The 16,208-nt window shown below is 68.8% G+C and carries 14 protein-coding genes; 8 read left to right on the plus strand and 6 right to left on the minus strand.

Annotated features, from left to right (window positions below; translation table 11 throughout):
* Positions 1-21: 21 nt before the first annotated feature.
* The 3 genes from JNUCC0626_RS16975 to JNUCC0626_RS16985 are packed head-to-tail and all read right to left on the minus strand — an operon-like array spanning position 22 to position 2,290.
* The gene (locus tag JNUCC0626_RS16975) at positions 22-1,062 is read right to left on the minus strand and encodes a hypothetical protein (protein ID WP_394620732.1); all 1,041 of its coding nucleotides are present in this window, start codon (positions 1,060-1,062) and stop codon (positions 22-24) included.
* A 45-nt stretch (positions 1,063-1,107) separates the two neighbouring features.
* Positions 1,108-1,470: a hypothetical protein gene (locus JNUCC0626_RS16980; protein WP_394620733.1), complete on the minus strand. Its 363-nt coding sequence runs from the start codon at positions 1,468-1,470 to the stop codon at positions 1,108-1,110.
* A gap of 46 nt (positions 1,471-1,516) precedes the next feature.
* Entirely contained in the window at positions 1,517-2,290 is a 774-nt protein-coding gene (locus JNUCC0626_RS16985) for a TetR/AcrR family transcriptional regulator (RefSeq protein ID WP_394620734.1), read from the minus strand.
* 77 nt (positions 2,291-2,367) lie between these two features.
* Between JNUCC0626_RS16985 and JNUCC0626_RS16990 the strand changes: the two genes are divergently transcribed.
* Both JNUCC0626_RS16990 and JNUCC0626_RS16995 read left to right on the plus strand, forming a co-directional pair.
* Positions 2,368-4,626, plus strand: coding sequence for an ATP-binding cassette domain-containing protein (locus JNUCC0626_RS16990; RefSeq protein WP_394620735.1), 2,259 nt, complete (start codon positions 2,368-2,370; stop codon positions 4,624-4,626).
* Between the two features lie 2 nt (positions 4,627-4,628).
* Complete coding sequence (locus JNUCC0626_RS16995) at positions 4,629-5,405, plus strand: siderophore-interacting protein (protein WP_394622047.1); 777 nt, start codon at positions 4,629-4,631, stop codon at positions 5,403-5,405.
* Here the strand turns inward: JNUCC0626_RS16995 and JNUCC0626_RS17000 are convergent.
* Positions 5,395-6,384 carry a methyltransferase gene (locus tag JNUCC0626_RS17000; RefSeq protein ID WP_394620736.1) on the minus strand — a complete coding sequence of 330 codons (990 nt, stop codon included), beginning with the start codon at positions 6,382-6,384 and terminating at the stop codon, positions 5,395-5,397. The two genes, JNUCC0626_RS16995 and JNUCC0626_RS17000, sit on opposite strands and share 11 nt — an antisense overlap.
* A gap of 159 nt (positions 6,385-6,543) precedes the next feature.
* On the opposite strand from JNUCC0626_RS17000, the gene JNUCC0626_RS17005 reads away from it, so the two are divergent.
* Genes JNUCC0626_RS17005 through JNUCC0626_RS17025 form a run of 5 tightly spaced genes read left to right on the plus strand, consistent with a single transcriptional unit; the run spans position 6,544 to position 12,848 of the window.
* Positions 6,544-7,458 carry an ABC transporter permease gene (locus tag JNUCC0626_RS17005; protein ID WP_394620737.1) on the plus strand — a complete coding sequence of 305 codons (915 nt, stop codon included), beginning with the start codon at positions 6,544-6,546 and terminating at the stop codon, positions 7,456-7,458.
* Positions 7,455-8,441: an ABC transporter permease gene (locus tag JNUCC0626_RS17010; protein WP_394620738.1), complete on the plus strand. Its 987-nt coding sequence runs from the start codon at positions 7,455-7,457 to the stop codon at positions 8,439-8,441. Before JNUCC0626_RS17005 ends, JNUCC0626_RS17010 begins: the two co-directional genes overlap by 4 nt.
* A 14-nt stretch (positions 8,442-8,455) precedes the next feature.
* Positions 8,456-10,126 carry an ABC transporter substrate-binding protein gene (locus tag JNUCC0626_RS17015; protein ID WP_394620739.1) on the plus strand — a complete coding sequence of 557 codons (1,671 nt, stop codon included), beginning with the start codon at positions 8,456-8,458 and terminating at the stop codon, positions 10,124-10,126.
* The gene (locus JNUCC0626_RS17020) at positions 10,123-11,655 is read left to right on the plus strand and encodes an ABC transporter ATP-binding protein (RefSeq protein WP_394620740.1); all 1,533 of its coding nucleotides are present in this window, start codon (positions 10,123-10,125) and stop codon (positions 11,653-11,655) included. The genes JNUCC0626_RS17015 and JNUCC0626_RS17020 overlap by 4 nt, the downstream gene beginning before the upstream one ends.
* A complete protein-coding gene (locus JNUCC0626_RS17025; protein WP_394620741.1) occupies positions 11,652-12,848 on the plus strand; it encodes an FAD-binding protein in 1,197 nt (398 codons plus the stop codon). Before JNUCC0626_RS17020 ends, JNUCC0626_RS17025 begins: the two co-directional genes overlap by 4 nt.
* Here the strand turns inward: JNUCC0626_RS17025 and JNUCC0626_RS17030 are convergent.
* Positions 12,827-13,393 carry an SRPBCC family protein gene (locus tag JNUCC0626_RS17030; protein ID WP_394620742.1) on the minus strand — a complete coding sequence of 189 codons (567 nt, stop codon included), beginning with the start codon at positions 13,391-13,393 and terminating at the stop codon, positions 12,827-12,829. The genes JNUCC0626_RS17025 and JNUCC0626_RS17030 overlap by 22 nt on opposite strands.
* Entirely contained in the window at positions 13,386-13,883 is a 498-nt protein-coding gene (locus JNUCC0626_RS17035; protein ID WP_394620743.1) for a helix-turn-helix domain-containing protein, read from the minus strand. Before JNUCC0626_RS17035 ends, JNUCC0626_RS17030 begins: the two co-directional genes overlap by 8 nt.
* 106 nt (positions 13,884-13,989) lie before the next feature.
* On the opposite strand from JNUCC0626_RS17035, the gene JNUCC0626_RS17040 reads away from it, so the two are divergent.
* Positions 13,990-16,128 carry an RICIN domain-containing protein gene (locus JNUCC0626_RS17040; protein WP_394620744.1) on the plus strand — a complete coding sequence of 713 codons (2,139 nt, stop codon included), beginning with the start codon at positions 13,990-13,992 and terminating at the stop codon, positions 16,126-16,128.
* Positions 16,129-16,208: the final 80 nt, after the last annotated feature.

A 16,208-nucleotide genomic window follows, 5' to 3' on the forward strand; every position in this document is an offset into this window, starting at 1 on the left:
CCCCGAAGGTCTCGACGAGGCTTAACCGATCGGTTGATGCGTCACGGCGTCGACGCCCGGGAAGCCGTTGCCGACGATCGGGTTCTTCCGGCCGTTGAGGTACTGCTGGAAGAACGCCGGGATGTAGGTCGTGGCGATCCTGCGCTGCTGCTCAGGGGTCAACGCCCGGTCGGCGCACGTGCTGTCGTTGTCGTAGGACCATTCGGTGTTGAAGTAGTTGTGGTTGGCGTTCTTCGGCGTGACGGCGTGGATCGGCACGACGTTGCGGCCCTTGGCGTTCTCGATGAACGTCGTGCCGCTGACCGCGCCGTCGCAGCTGCCGGTCATGGCCGCGAACGGGATCTTGGTGATCCGGTAGTCGAGGTTCTCCGGCGCCTCCGGGTCCGGCGCGTAGTAGTCGGCGGGCGCGAGCGGCAGCACGGCCTTGATCCGCACGCCCCGCGGCAGTTCGCCGATGTGCTTGTCCGACGCCTGGTAGACCGCGCCCCTACCACCGCGCGAATGGCCGAGCGTGCCGACGTTCGTCAGATCGACGTGTCCCTGGAAGCCCTGCAGCTTCCCGGCGAGCGCGCCCTTGCCGTCGTTGAGATCGCGCCACAGCTCCAGGTGCTTGCTCATCACGGCCGCCCGCGCGACGTCGGCGATCTCACCCATCTCGCCGGCGTTGACGCCGTTGACGCTCACCGACACGACCACGAAACCCTGCCGCGCCAGCTCTTCTGCGAGGTAGTCGTAGCCCCGGTAGCTCGGGAACGCGTCGCCCGAGGGGCACGGCCAGACCCACTGGTCGTCGCGGCACGGCTGCCAGTACCCGTGCGCGAGCAGCACCAGCGGGCGCTTGCCGACGAGCGTGCGCGGCGCGTGCACGACCGCGGTGAGTTCGAGGTCCGCGACCGGACCTCCTGGGGTGCTGTGAAAGCCGGGCACCTGAAATGCCCGGTCACCGAGCGAGTACTCGACCTTTCTGATGCCGGAGCCGTACTGGTCAGAAGCAGCAGCGGTCGTCGGGGCGGCCAGCACCATCGCCATCGCGACGGCGGCCGCGGCTTTTCCGATTGCCATGTGCCGATCCCATCGGGAACTTGTGGTCGTCCTGTGAGGACGTTGTCACGGTTCTGCCACAACGACGTGGCGCGCGAAGCCGGCGAACCGTTCCGCCAGCGGTCCGGTGCCGGAACCCAGTTCACGCCACAGCTCGCGATGCCGTGGCAGCGCGGAACGATCGTGCACGAACACGACGACGGCGCCCTGCCGCACGAGCCGCTGCGCCGAGATGTCGCTGGTGAGAATCAAAGGCCGCGCACCGACGAGAGTGCGTGGCGCGTGCACCACCGCCGCGAGGTCCCCGACCTCGTACGTCATGGTCATCGTCGCGGGGCGGTGTTCTTCCTGCACAGGGGCGGCCGCCGTGTTCGGTGCCGTCAGCACCAAGGCGCACGCGACCGCAACTACAACTCTTCCGATCGCCATGGGCACGATCTCATCGAGCCCATGTGCCGGGGACGTCCGGGGTTTGTCACGGTTTTGCCACAGCGCCCTCGACGCCGTCGAGAAGCACTTTCAATCCGCCGCGAAAGTTCTCCAGAGCGTCGTTCTCCAGATAGGGCAACGATGGATCGATCGGATCGCGATCGCTCTCCAGGACGTGCAGCATCGGGAACTTCTTGTCCAGGTCGGGCTCGATCTCCATCAGCACCGCCGACCGCGCGTACCACCACTCCTCGTCGCCCTCCCCCGTCTCGCCGCCCGCCGCACGGGCCTCGGCGACGGTCTGGGCCGCCCCGCGCACGAAGTAGTTGAGGGCACCGGTGATGCCGCGCAGCTGACGGCCGGGCAGCCCGGTGGTCACCAGGATCGCGGCCAGCGCCTCGATCGACGCGAACTCGTGCGGGCCGAGCACCGGACGGGCCTGCGACACCTGCAACACCCACGGGTGGCGGGCGTAGCACTCCCACAGGTCCTGCGCCCACTCCGTGACGGCCGCGCGCCAGCCGTCGTCAAGGCGGTACGAGGTGGGCAGCTCGGCCATCGCGCGGTCGTACATCAGGTCGACCAGCTCGTTCTTGCCCGGCACGTAGGTGTAGAGGGCCATCGCGGTGCGGCCGAGCCGTTCGCCGACGGCCCGCATCGAGAACGCCATGCCCTGCTCGTCGGCGACCTCGATGGCCGCGTCGACGATCAGGTCCACGCTCAGGCCGGGCTTGCGGCCGGGTCGTCGCTCCGCCGCACTCGCGCGCCAGAGCAGCTCGATGGACCGGCGCGGGTCACCCTGACCTGCGTAGACGACCACGGTTGCGACTCCTTACAACGTAAAGTAACCTCGACGGCCGCATACTTTACGGCATAAAGAATCAAACCGGGGGAACTGTGAACGCTGTCGCGGACAGCCATGACCTGATCCAGGTGCGCGGGGCGAGGGAGAACAACCTCGCGGACGTGTCGCTCGACGTCCCCAAGCGCCGCCTGACCGTCTTCACCGGCGTGTCCGGTTCCGGCAAGTCCTCGCTGGTCCTCGGCACGATCGCGGCCGAGTCGCAGCGGATGATCAACGAGACCTACACCGCGTTCCTCCAGTCGTTCATGCCGTCGATCGGACGGCCGGACGTGGACGCGCTGCACAACCTGAGCGCGGCGATCATCGTCGACCAGGAACGCATGGGCGCGAACTCGCGCTCCACCGTGGGCACCGCGACCGACGCGCACACGATGCTGCGGATCGTCTTCAGCCGCCTCGGCGAACCGCACGTCGGCACGTCCGGCGCGTTCAGCTTCAACCTGCCCGAGGGCATGTGCCCCGAGTGCGAGGGCCTCGGCAAGGTCACCACCATCGACGTGGACGCGATCGTCGACCGGTCGAAGTCGTTGAACGACGGCGCGATCGACGCCCCGAACTACGGCGTCGGCACCTGGTACTGGCAGGTGCTGGCCAACTCCGGCCTCTACCCCGCCGACCAGCCGATCTCGACGTTCACCGAGCAGCAGCTGCACGACTTCCTCCACAAGCCCACGACGAAGCTGAACATCAACGGCACCAACGTCACCTACGACGGCCTGATCGCCAAGCTCCAGCGCACGGTCCTGTCGAAGGACCGCGAGTCGATGCAGCCGCACATCCGCGCGTTCGTCGACAAGGCCGTCACGTTCGCCACCTGCGGCGTCTGCCGGGGCGCACGACTGAACGAGGCCGCGCTCAACTCGAAGATCCGCGGCGCGAACATCGCCGACTGCTGCGCGATGCAGATCAGCGACCTCGCGCAGTTCGTGCACGCCATCGACGACCCGTCCGTCGCACCGCTGCTGGCGACGTTGCGCAACACCCTCGACTCACTGGTCGAGATCGGCCTCGGCTACCTCTCGCTCGACCGCGAGTCGGCGACGCTGTCCGGCGGCGAGTCGCAGCGCGTGAAGATGGTGCGGCACCTGGGTTCCTCGCTCACCGACATCACCTACGTCTTCGACGAACCGACCGTCGGCCTGCACCCGCACGACATTCAGCGGATGAACAACCTGCTGCTGCGGTTGCGGGACAAGGGCAACACCGTCCTGGTCGTCGAGCACAAGCCCGAGACCATCGAGATCGCCGACCACGTCGTCGACCTCGGCCCCGGCGCGGGCGTCAACGGCGGCCACGTCTGCTACACCGGCGACGTCCCTGGCCTGCGCACGTCCGGCACGCTCACCGGCCGCCACCTCGACCACCGCGCCAAGCTGCGGTCGGAGTTCCGCTCCCCCAAGGGTTTCCTGCCGATCAGCGGCGCCCGCACCAACAACCTCAAGGACGTCTCGGTCGACCTGCCGCTCGGCGTGCTGACCGTCGTCACCGGCGTCGCGGGCTCCGGCAAGTCGTCGCTCATCCACGGCTCGTTGCGCGGACGCCCGGACGTCGTGACGGTCGACCAGTCCCCCATCCGCGGCTCGCGCCGGTCGAACCCCGCCACCTACACCGGCCTGCTCGACTCGGTGCGCACGGCGTTCGCCAAGGCCAACGGCGTGAAGGCCGCGTTGTTCAGCGCCAACTCCGATGGCGCCTGCGAGAACTGCAAGGGCATCGGCCTCGTCTACACCGACCTCGCGATGATGGCGGGCGTCGCCACCGTCTGCGAGAAGTGCGAGGGCAAGCGCTTCACCCCCGAGGTGCTGCGCTACACGTTGCGGGGCAAGAACATCAGCGAGGTGCTCGGCATGTCCGTCGCCGACGCCCGCGACTTCTTCCCGTCCGGCCAGGCGAACGCCGTGCTGAGCCGCCTGCACGACGTCGGCCTCTCGTACCTCTCGCTCGGCCAGCCGCTCACCACGCTGTCCGGCGGCGAACGGCAACGACTCAAGCTCGCCATCCACATGGCCGAGAAGGCCTCCACCTACGTGCTCGACGAACCCACGTCCGGCCTGCACCTCGCCGACGTCGACCAGCTCCTCGGCCTGCTGGACCGGCTGATCGACGCCGGCAACACCGTCATCGTGATCGAGCACCACCTCGCCGTCATGGCGCACGCCGACTGGATCGTCGACCTGGGCCCCGGCGCCGGGCACGACGGCGGCCAGGTCGTCTTCTCCGGCACACCGGGAGACCTCGTGTCCACTTCGGACACCCTCACCGCCCAGCACCTGAAGGAGTACTTGTCGTGAGCATGCTGACCGTGGCCTCGGTCGTCCCGCTCACCCCGCGGATGACCCGCCTGACGTTCACCGGCCCCGGCCTGGGCGAGGTCGGCACGTGGCCGGACCAGCAGCTCAAGCTGCTCTTCCCCAAGCCGGGGCGGTCGGCGCACGTCTCGGACGCGCCGGACGTCGGCACCTGGTACCAGGCGTACATGGCCATGCCCGAGGACGAACGGCCGTGGATGCGCAGCTTCACCGTCCGCTCGTTGGCCGACGGCGTGCTGACGATCGACTTCGTGCTGCACGGCGACAACGGCCCGGCCTCGCGGTGGGCGTCGCAGGCGAAGATCGGGGACGTGATCGGCCGCTTCGGCCCGTCCCCCGACTACGCCCGGCCGTTGGGAGAGGCCGACCTGCTGGTGTTCGCGGGCGACGAGACGGCGTTGCCCGCCATCGCCTCGCTGCTCGAACTCTTGCCCGACACCCAACAACGGCAGGTGTTCGTCGAGGTCGCCGATCCCTCGGAGCAACAGCACGTCCCCGGCGTGCGGTGGATTCACCGCAGCGCCGGGGAGGACCTGGTCTCGGTGGTCAAGTCCGCAGACGTACCTGCCGACTCCTGGGTGTGGCTCGGCGGCGAGGCGTCCGCGGTTCGGGCGCTGCGCAGGCACTTCGTCGGCCGCGGAGTGTCCAAGAAGGACATCGAGTTCGCCGGCTACTGGCGTCGCGCGCTGACCCAGGACGACGCGCCGACCGCCGACGACCTCGCCGAGGCGCAGGAACGGATCGCCGCGCTCAGCGAGTGAACTCCAGCAGGCTGCGCCCGTTCACCGCGGTCACGGACTCCAACGCGAGTCCGTGACGCGCGGCCATCCGCTCGAGGTCGTGGAGCCCTCGGTCCCGCCCGCCGAAGTGCACGAGCATGACGAGGTCGAACTCCGTGCTCTCGCCGAGGGACTCCACGACGAGAACCCTGCTGCCCAGGGCACAACGCGCCAGGATCTCGTGCGCCTTCTCGTCGTCCCAGTTGTGCAGGATGTCGACCAGCAGGTAGGTGTCCCCGGCAGGCAGCGGGTCGAAGAAGCTGCCCCCGGTCACCTCGGCGTCGAGCCCCCGTTCGCGGAACATCTCCGCCGCGCCCTCGACCGTCTCCGCGAGATCGACCAGGTGGCCGCGCATCCCGGGGTTCGCCTGCAGGATCGCGGCGAGCGTCCGGCCGTTCCCGCCGCCGACGTCGACGAGCGTGCCGAACCGCGACCAGTCGACCGCCGCCACCAACCGCGGGATCCACGTGGTCATGCGGTGGTTCATCTGCCGGTCGAACGCGCCGCGCAGGTCCGGCCGTTCGGCCAGGTCGGCCCAGAAGCCCTGGCCGTACCTGGTTTCGTAGGCCGAGCTACCGGTGCGGACGCTGTGCAGCAGGTCCACGAACGCCAGGTCGGCGCGGCCTGCCGGGGAGTCCTGGTGCAGGAAGCCGTGCAGGCCGTTGCCCGCGTCGGCGCACAGCAAGGCGCCGAAGTCGGTGGTGCGGTACCCGGCGGCTGTTCTCTCGGTCACGCCGAGAGCGGTGAGATGGGCCAGGAGGAGGTCCAGAGCCTGCGCGTCGACGCCCAGTTCGGCGGCGAGCGCGGCCACCGTGGCGGCACCCCCGGCCGCGTCCTCCCCGGCAGCCCCGTCGTCCCTCAGCCAGTCCGGCAAACCCAAGGTCACGGCCACTCTGAGCACCATCGGCGTGACCAACCCGGACATCCATCGAAGCGCCTGTACGTCGTTCTCGGTCCCCATGCGAGTCAACCCTGCCACCACCGGCAATCTGTTTTCGGTCAACACTGAAGCAATAGTGTTAACACGATCTCAGCCAGTGGACGTGGACGACTCCGCCACCTGATCGGCCTACTGTCTCGCCGCGTCAGATCAACACGGCAGAAGAAGCAGGTCACGCAGTTGTCCACTCCCGTCGCGCGGTCGGTGCCCGCCGCGATCGCCTCGGTGCTCGCCCGCGATCGGTGGGCGCTCGCCGGCACGGTCACCGTCGTGGTGATCGGCCTGGTCGCGATCTTCGCGGACGTCCTCACCGCCATCGAGGGCCACGACCCGTACACCTACGACGCGACCGCGCTCGACCCCGCGACCGGCCTGCCCGCGGGCTCGTTCGGCGGTGTCAGCGCCGAGCACTGGTTCGGCGTCGAACCGCTGACCGGCCGCGACCTGTTCGCGATCGTCGTGCACGGCGCGCGGACGTCGTTCCTGATCGGTCTCGCGGCGACGGTGGTGTCGATCGCGCTCGGGCTGCTGATCGGCGCGGCGGCGGGGTACCTCGGCGGCTGGGCGGACCGGGTGATCACCTGGACCGCCGACGTGTTCCTGGGCTTCCCGTACCTGGTGTTCATGATCGCCCTGGGCGCCGTGGTGCCGGCCGAGTTCCCGCGGGCGCTGCTGCTGATCGTGGTGATCGGGTTCTTCGGCTGGCCGTCGACCGCGCGGATCGTGCGGGCGCAGGTGCTCACGTTGAAGGACCGCAACTTCGTGAAGGCCGCGCGGGTGCTCGGCGCGTCCCCGTGGCAGATCTTCCGCACCGAGCTGCTGCCGAACCTCTGGGGTCCCGTGCTGGTCATGGCAACGTTGTCAGTGCCCGGCAAGATCGGGCTGGAGGCCGCGCTGTCGTTCCTCGGCGTCGGGGTGCTGCCGCCGACGCCGAGCTGGGGCCGGTCGATCAGCGCCGCCATCGACTGGGTGCGGGTCGACCCGACGTACCTGCTGATCCCCGGGCTCGCGTTGTTCGCGGTCACGTGGGGGTTCAACGCGCTGGGCGACGGGCTGCGCGACGCGCTCGACCCGAAGTCGGTGACGAAGCGATGAAGTACGCGCTCACCCGGCTCGGCGGCATGGTGCTCGTGCTGCTGATCGTCGCCTTCTGCACGTTCGTCGTGTTCTACCTCGTGCCCTCGGATCCGGCTCTGCTGGCGTGCGGCAAGCCGTGCACGCCGGAGAACCTCGCGCTGGCGCGGGAGTTCATGGGCTTCGACGAACCGTGGTGGCAGCAGTTCCTGACGTTCCTCGGCGGCATCTTCACCGGGCGAACGTTCGGCACCGGCGTGACCGCGATCCACTGCGCCGCACCGTGCTTCGGGTACTCGTTCCGGCAGAACACCGACGTGCTGGAGCTGATCGGCGACCGGCTGCCGGTGACGTTCTCGCTCGCGATCGGGGCCGCGGTCCTGTGGGTCGTGGCGGGGGTCGCGATCGGGGTGTTCGCCGCGCTGCGCAAGGACACCTGGTTCGACCGGGTCGCGCTGGCCGGGTCGGTGATCGGTGTGTCCGCGCCGGTGTACCTGGTGGGGCTGCTCGGGATCCTCGTGCTCGGATTCCAGCTCAACGTCGTGCCGGTGGGCAACTACACCGCGTTCGCCGACGACCCGGTGCGGTGGGCGTGGGGGCTGGTGCTGCCGTGGTGCGTGCTGGCGTTCGCGCACGGCGCCCACTACGTGAAGCTCACCCGCTCGCAGATGCTCGAAACGATGTCCGAGGACTTCATCCGCACCGCGCGAGCCAAAGGCGTGCCGGAGCGGACCGTCGTCGGGAAACACGCGCTGCGCAACGTGTTGCTGCCCGTCGTGACGCTGACCGGCATCGAGTTCGGCTCGTTGCTGGGTGGCGCGGTGATCACCGAACGGGTGTTCAGCCTGCCGGGCCTGGGCGGCCTGCTGATCGAGGCCGTGCACAACCGCGACCTGCCGACGTTGCTCGGCTGCACCCTGTTCGCCGGTTTTCTCGTAGTCGTCGCCAACGCCGTCGTCGACCTGTCCTACGGCGTGCTCGATCCGCGAGCACGACTCACCTGAGGGAGGAAAGTCCGTTGTCCAGCAAGAAACTCCTTGCGGTCGTACTCGTCGGTGCCCTGGGGGCCACCGCCTGTGACGCGAACGACCCGCAGCCCTCCGGTGACGCGGCGGCCAAGCCCGAGAAGGGCGGCACGCTGCGCGTGCTGTCCGAGTCGCGCACGCTCAACTTCGACCCGGCCAAGTCGCAGAGCCTCGCGATCACGACCCTGGGCCTCGTGCACCGCAGACTGACCGGCTGGCAGAACGCCGTCGGGCAGCCCGCGAAGGTCGTGCCCGACCTCGGCGACACCGGCAAGACCACCGACGGCGGCAGGACCTGGACGTTCGTGCTCCAGGACGGCCTGAAGTTCAGCGACGGCACGCCGATCACGTCCGCGGACGTGAAGTGGGGCGTCGAGCGATCGTTCGCGCCGGCGTTCGGTGGCGGCCTCGGCTACCACAAGGACCTGCTCGGCGGCGCGGACTACAAGGGTCCCTTCGAGGGCAAGGAACTCGACTCGATCGAGACGCCCGACCCGAAGACGATCACGTTCAAGCTGACCCGCCCGTACGGCGACTGGCCGTGGATCGCCTCGACGCCCGCGTTCGCGCCGGTGCCGAAGGGCAAGGGCGCCGAGCCCGACTACCAGGAACACGCGATCGCGTCGGGCCCGTACCAGATCCAGACCTACACCAAGGGCGTCGAGGTCAAGCTCTCGCGCAACCCGAACTGGGACGGCGCCAAGGACCAGGTCCGCGCGGGCCTGCCCGACGAGGTCGTGTTCCAGCTCGGCCAGGACGCCTCGGTCGTCTCGCAGCGCCTCGCGGCGGACTCGGGTGACGACAAGTTCGCGTTCGGCGCGTCGTTCGCCTCGCCGGCCCAGCTCGCGCAGCTGCAGGCCAACGCCTCGGCCAAGTCCCGGGTCGTGACGTCGAAGTCGGGTGCGGTCGCCTACCTCGCGCTGAACACGCAGAAGGCGCCGCTGAACAACGTCAAGGTGCGCCAGGCGTTCCAGTACGCGGTGAACAAGTCCGCCTACCAGATCGCCTCCGCCGGCACGGCCGCGCTGGCCGGTGACGCCGCCACGACGTTGATCACGCAGGGCATCGAGGGCCGCGAGCAGTTCGACCTCTACCCGTCCAAGCCCGACGGCGACCCGGACAAGGCCAAGGCGCTGCTCGCCGAGGCGGGCTTCCCGAACGGCCTGGAGAACCTCTCGCTGGTGCTGAACAAGTCCAACAACCAGGCCGAGAAGGCCGAGGCGATCCAGGCGGCGCTGGCGCGGGCGAACATCAAGGTCACGCTGCGCACGCTGGAGGCCGACGCGTTCGAGACCGAGACGAACCTCTCGGAGAACCCGGCCTACGACCTGACGCTCTCGTCGTGGCAGCCGGACTTCCCCAGCGCCAACGCGAACATCCAGCCGTTGTTCGCCACCTCGGAGATCGGCAAGGGCGGCTACAACATCTCGCGGTACACCAACCCCGAGGTGGACAAGCTGATCGAGGAGGCGCAGTCCACTGTGGACCCTGCTGAGGCCGGGAAGAAGTGGGCGGCCATCGACAAGCGGATCCTGCAGGACTCGCCGGTCGTGCCGTTGATCTACACCCGCAACTCGTTCATCCACGGCTCGAAGGTCGGCAACTTCTTCATCGCCGACTTCCCCGCCTACCCGAACTACCTCCAGGTGGGTATCTCGAAGTGAGTGCGCTGCTGTCCGTCGAGAACGTCTCGGTGGACTTCGGCACGGGCTCCCCGGCGGTCAGCGACGTCTCGTTCGCGCTGACCGCCGGGGAGGTCCTCGCCGTGGTCGGCGAGTCGGGCTCGGGCAAGACCGTCACCGCGATGTCGTTGCTGGGGCTGCTGCCCGCGACGGCCTCGGTGACGGGGCGGGCCGTGCTGAACGGCCGCGACCTGTACTCGTTGAGCGCCGAGGAACTGCGTTCCGTGCGCGGCAACGAGGCGGGCATGGTGTTCCAGGAACCCATGAGCGCGCTGAACCCCGTGTTCACCGTCGGCAGCCAGATCGTCGAGGCCGTGCGGGTGCACCGCGCGGTCTCGCGGTCCGCCGCCCGTGCGCGAGCGGTGGAGTTGCTGGAACTGGTCGGGCTGCCTGCTGAACGGTTCGGGGCCTACCCGCACGAGATGTCCGGCGGGCAGCTGCAACGCGTGGTGATCGCGATGGCGGTGGCGAACGAGCCGTCGTTGCTGATCGCCGACGAACCGACGACCGCGCTGGACGTGACGGTGCAGGCCGAGATTCTCGGGCTGCTGCGGGACCTGCGCGACCGGCTCGGGGTGGCGATCCTGCTGATCACGCACGACATGGGTGTGGTCGCGGACCTGGCGGACCGGGTCGTGGTGATGAACGCCGGGCGGGTCGTGGAGACCGGGCCGGTGCGGGAGGTGTTCCGCGCGCCGCGCGAGGAGTACACCCGGACGTTGCTCGACTCGGTCCTGCGTCTCGACGCACGCTCGGTGCCTGTTCGTGAGGTCGAAGCACCCGTTCTCGAACTCTCCGGCGTCTCCGTCACGTACGGCAAGTTCCGCGCGGTGTCCGACGTGTCGTTGGTGATCGGGCGCGGCGAGACCCTCGGCCTGGTCGGCGAGTCCGGCTCGGGCAAGTCCTCCCTGGCGGGCGCCGTCACCGGCCTCACCCGCTACACCGGCCGGATCACCGTCGCCGGCACCGAGGTCGCCACCCTGCGCAAGGCCGACCGCGGCCGCATCGGGCTCGTCTTCCAGGACCCGCTGTCATCGCTGAACCCCCGCGCCACCATCGCCCGTTCGATCGCGCAGCCGCTCGTGCTGCACACCCGCACGCGTGGCCGGGAGCTGGCCGCGAAGGTCGACGAGCTGCTCGACGCCGTGCAGTTGTCGAGGGAGTTGCGCGACCGCTACCCGCACGAGCTGTCCGGCGGGCAACGCCAGCGCGTCGGCATCGCCAGGGCCATCGCGCTCGGCCCCGACCTGCTGATCGCCGACGAACCGACGTCCGCGCTGGACGTGACCGTGCAGGCCAGGGTCTTGGAGCTGTTCCAATCGTTGCAGCGCGAACTGCGGTTCGCGTGCCTGTTCATCAGCCACGACCTGGCCGTCGTGCAGCACCTCGCCAACCGGGTCGCGGTGTTGCACCGGGGCGTTGTCGTCGAGGAGGGCACGGAGGTGTTCGCCGCGCCGCAGGACCCGTACACGCAACGATTGCTGGCGTCGGCGCTTACCGTGTCTGTATGAGCACCAACTGGGCTGGCAACGTCACGTTCTCCTCGGCCCAGGTCGTCAGTCCGGCGACGGCCGACGACCTGCGTGCGATCGTGCGTGGTTCATCGGCCGTGCACGTGGTCGGGTCGGGGCACTCGTTCAGCCCCGTTGCCGACACGACCGGTGTGCTGGTGTCGCTCGCGGCGATGCCGGAGGTCTTCGAGGTGTCCGGCCGCACGGTCCGGGTGAGCGCCGGAATGACGCTCGCGTCGCTGGCGGTGAAGCTGGAGGCGGAAGGGCTCGCCCTGCACACCATGCCGTCGTTGCCGCACATCACGGTGGCCGGTGCGATCGCCACGGCCACGCACGGTTCGGGGTCGCGGTCGCTCGCGGGTGCGGTGCGGTCGGTCGAGGTGCTGCGCGGGGACGGGTCGGTCGTCGAGCTCACGTCCGCGGGTGCGCCGGTGTCGATGGGCGGGCTGGGTGTCGTCCTGACCGTGACGCTCGACGTGGAGCCGTCGTTCCAGGTCGCGCAGACGGTGTACGAGGACGTCGCGTGGACGACGTTGCTGGTGCAGATGGAGCAGATCTTCGGCGGCGCGTACAGCGTGAGCGCGTTCGTCGACTGGCAGGGCGGCGCGACGATCTTCGCGAAGCACCGGGTGGGCGAGCCGGAGTTCCTCTTCCCCGGCCGTCCCGCGACCGAACCGGTGCACCCGGTGCCCGGCCAGCCTGGTTCGCGCTGCACGGTGCAGGGCGGCGTGCCCGGCCCGTGGCACGAGCGGCTGCCGCACTTCCGGGCCGAGTTCACGCCGTCGGTCGGCGAGGAGCTCCAGACCGAGTACTTCGTGCCCCGCACACGCGCGGTGACGGCGTTGCGGGCGTTGGCGGAGATGTCCACGGTGATCTCACCGCTGGTGCAGGCGTGCGAGATCCGCACGGTCGACGAGGAACCGCAGTGGCTCTCCCCCGCCTACGACCGGGACAGCATCGCGATCCACTTCACCTGGGTGCCGAACACCCGTGAGGTGCTGCGGCTGCTGCCCCGCCTCGAGGAGGCCATCGCGCCGCGGCCGCACTGGGGCAAGCTCTTCACCGTGCCGTCGGCGCTGCTGGCCGCGCGCTACCCGCAGTGGGACGCCTTCCGGTCGTTGCTGCGCGAGCACGATCCGAAAGGCGTCTTCCGCAACGAGTTCCTGACCCGCTACTTCGGTTCCACTGCCTGAGCGCGCACCGCCTCCAGCTGCTCGTCGGAGAACCCGTAGGTGGTCACGACGGTCAGCTGCGGGCTGGTGATCACGAGCCCCGGCCCGAACTCCTCGACCACGACGCCGTGCTGGTGCGTGGACTCGAAGAACGGCTTGCCGCTCACGCCGAGGTCGACCGGGTGCGGCCAGAACAGCGTTCGGCGCGTCCGGCCGGGCTGGTACTCGTGCGCGAACTTCAGCTGGTGCAGGAACGTGATCCAGCCTTCGGTGATCTCGCCGTAGTAGTCGTCCCACTCGGGTGAGGTGCCCTTGGGCGCGCGGGTCAGCACGATCCGCGTGCCCTCGGGAACGGGCGTCAGCTCGAACGTGTCGTGGCCGTGGACGACCAGCGTGGTGCCGTCCTCCTCGGCGTTCTGGAAGAAGATGTGGTCGATCTCGGCTTCGAGCTCCGGCGCGTCCCAGCCGTGCCAGTGGCGCACCTTCTCCTTGTCCCGGAACGACTCCCACACCAGTTCGACCGGCGCGGCCACGGTGATCTCGATCCGGACGCCTTCGTCACTCATCTGCAACTCCGGGATGGCCCATCGCGACCACCCGGTACGGGCGGCCTGTCTCGGTGTCGTACTTCAACGCGATCTGCCGCACCGCTTCGGCCAGGTCGCTGGTGAACTCGTGGACGTCGCCGGGCGCGCCGAAGCGGACCGTCGTCTCCACCGTGAACGTGAGCAAGCGCTTTCCCACGTCGGCCGCGGCCCCCGACATCCGCTCGACCTCACGAGCGGTGTCCTCCGCGACCGACACCAGATGCGTTGCGGCGAACTGGTCCTGGACGTCCGCGGCGATCTCCCGGCCGGGCCGCGCGCGCAACACGCGCTCGACGCACCCCCGCCGTTGCCGCTCCTCCACGAGCTCCACGAGCCCGGCCTGTTCCAGGGCTCTGACGTGGTAGTTCACCCGTTGCCGGGGCAGCTGCAACGCCACCGCGAGCTGCGTCGCCGAGGCGGGCGACTTCAGCAACTCCAGCAACGATCGACGCAACGGCGACAGCTCCACGCCTAGCACAGTCTCATTTGACAAAATTATTTGTCAATACCGGAACGGGACCGGAAACAGTTAGGTTCGTTGACGGTTGCAACAAATCACCCCCACCCTGTGACCCGTGAGAACCCCCCTGCTGGTGGCAGCGTTGGCAGCAGCGGCGATCGTTCCTGTGTGGACGGTCGCGGCGCAGGCCGACGTGGTGCCCGGAACCGCTTATCAAGTGACGAACGTCGGCAGCGGAAAGTGCGTGGAGTCGCTGGGAACGGCCAACGGCGCACAGCTCCGCCAACAAGGATGCACGGGACAGACCTGGACCTTCACGGCCACGAGCGACGGTTACTACACCGTCGGTCAGGGCCAGGTCTGGGACGTCTCGAACGTCTCGACCGCGGACAACGCGGCTGTCCACATGTGGCAGTCCTTCAACGCGAACAACCAGCAATGGCGTCCTGAACAGGTCGGCACGGACACCTACCGGTTCGTGAACCGCAACAGCGCCAAGTGCCTCGACGTGCCCGGCGCGTCGACCCAGGACGTCCAGTTGGTCCAGTACACCTGCAACGGGACCAACGCCCAGCTCTTCCGCCTGTCCGGCGGCGGCCCGCAGCAGCCGGGCAACCCGGACTTCGGCCCGAACGTGCTGATCTTCGACCCGTCGATGCCGGCGGCGACGATCCAGGCACGCCTGAACGACGTGTTCCGGCAGCAGGAAGAGGGCCAGTACGACGCCCGCCGGTACGCGATCATGTTCAAGCCGGGCAACTACAACGTCGACGTCAACATCGGCTTCTTCACCCAGGTCCTCGGCCTGGGCATGCTGCCCGACGGTGTGACGATCAACGGCCAGGTCCACGTCGAGGCCGACTGGTTCGAGGGCAACGCGACGCACAACTTCTGGCGCGGCGCCGAGAACCTGGCGATCCGCCCGCCGTCGGGCACCAACACCTGGGCCGTCTCGCAGGCGTCGGCCATGCGCCGCACCAAGACCTACGGCAACATGCAGCTCGACGACAACGGCTGGTCCAGCGGCGGTTTCCTCGCCGACTCGGTCGTCACCGGCCAGGTCCGCTCGGGCTCGCAGCAGCAGTGGCTGTCCCGCAACACCGAGTGGGGCTCCTGGACGGGCGAGAACTGGAACATGGTCTTCGTAGGTGCCCGCAACGCACCGCAGACCTCGTTCCCGGAACCCCCGTACACCACCGTCGCGCAGACCCCTGTCGTGCGTGAGAAGCCGTTCCTGAACGTGGACGGCAGCGGCGCCTACAACGTGTTCGTCCCGGCACTCCGCTCGAACTCGAGCGGCACCACCTGGGCGTCCGGCACCCAGCAGGGCACGAACATCCCTCTGTCGAACTTCTTCATCGCGAAGCCGGGCACCTCGGCCGCCACGATGAACGCCCAGCTCGCCGCCGGCAAGCACCTGCTCCTCACCCCGGGCATCCACCAGGTGTCCGAGCCGATCCGAGTGACCCGCCCCGACACCGTCGTGATGGGCCTCGGCCTCGCCACCGTCATGCCCACCAACGGCAACATGGCACTCGACGTGGCCGATGTGGACGGTGTGAAGATCGCGGGCCTGCTCATCGACGCAGCCCCGACCAACTCACCTCTCCTCGCCCAGATCGGTGCACCGGGCAGCAACGCCAACCACTCCGCCAACCCGACGTCGCTGCACGACTTCTACGTCCGCATCGGCGGCTCGGCGGTGGGCCGCGCCACGAACTCACTGATCATCAACAGCCACAACGTGATCGGCGACCACCTCTGGCTGTGGCGAGGCGACCACTCGATCGGCGTCGGCTGGGACCTCAACACGGCCGACACGGGCCTGATCGTCAACGGCAACAACGTGACGATGTACGGCCTCTTCGTGGAGCACTACCAGAAGTACCAGACCATCTGGAACGGCCAAGGCGGCCGAACGTACTTCTACCAGAACGAAATGCCCTACGAAGCCCCCAACCAGCAAGCCTGGATGAACGGCTCGACCCGCGGCTACGCGGCCTACAAGGTGGCGAACAACGTCACCTCCCACGAGGCGTGGGGTCTGGGCAGCTACATCTTCATGCGCTTCAACGCCTCCGTAACGGCCGACCGCGCGTTCGAAATCCCGAACACGCCCGGCGTGAAGCTGCACAGCATGGTGACCGTCTCCCTCGGAGGCAACGGCACCATCCAGCGGATCGTGAACAACGCGGGCGGCACAGCCACGGCAGGCTCGACCGAGGCCTACCTGGCGCACTACCCGAACCCGTAAGTCCTTCCGCCTGACAGCACCACCCGTCCCCTGCCCCGGCCCAAGCAGCCGGGGCAGGGGATTCTCTTTGCCACCAGCCG

The organism is Lentzea sp. JNUCC 0626, from assembly GCF_043632865.1.
Lineage (GTDB): Bacteria > Actinomycetota > Actinomycetes > Mycobacteriales > Pseudonocardiaceae > Lentzea.

Coding starts and splice junctions, on each gene's coding strand:
- JNUCC0626_RS16980 (WP_394620733.1), bottom strand. CDS start 1,470: ATGGCGATCGGAAGAGTTGTAGTTGCGGTCGCGTGCGCCTTGGTGCTG.
- JNUCC0626_RS17000 (WP_394620736.1), bottom strand. CDS start 6,384: ATGGGGACCGAGAACGACGTACAGGCGCTTCGATGGATGTCCGGGTTG.
- JNUCC0626_RS16995 (WP_394622047.1), top strand. CDS start 4,629: ATGCTGACCGTGGCCTCGGTCGTCCCGCTCACCCCGCGGATGACCCGC.
- JNUCC0626_RS17010 (WP_394620738.1), top strand. CDS start 7,455: ATGAAGTACGCGCTCACCCGGCTCGGCGGCATGGTGCTCGTGCTGCTG.
- JNUCC0626_RS17025 (WP_394620741.1), top strand. CDS start 11,652: ATGAGCACCAACTGGGCTGGCAACGTCACGTTCTCCTCGGCCCAGGTC.
- JNUCC0626_RS16975 (WP_394620732.1), bottom strand. CDS start 1,062: ATGGCAATCGGAAAAGCCGCGGCCGCCGTCGCGATGGCGATGGTGCTG.
- JNUCC0626_RS17030 (WP_394620742.1), bottom strand. CDS start 13,393: ATGAGTGACGAAGGCGTCCGGATCGAGATCACCGTGGCCGCGCCGGTC.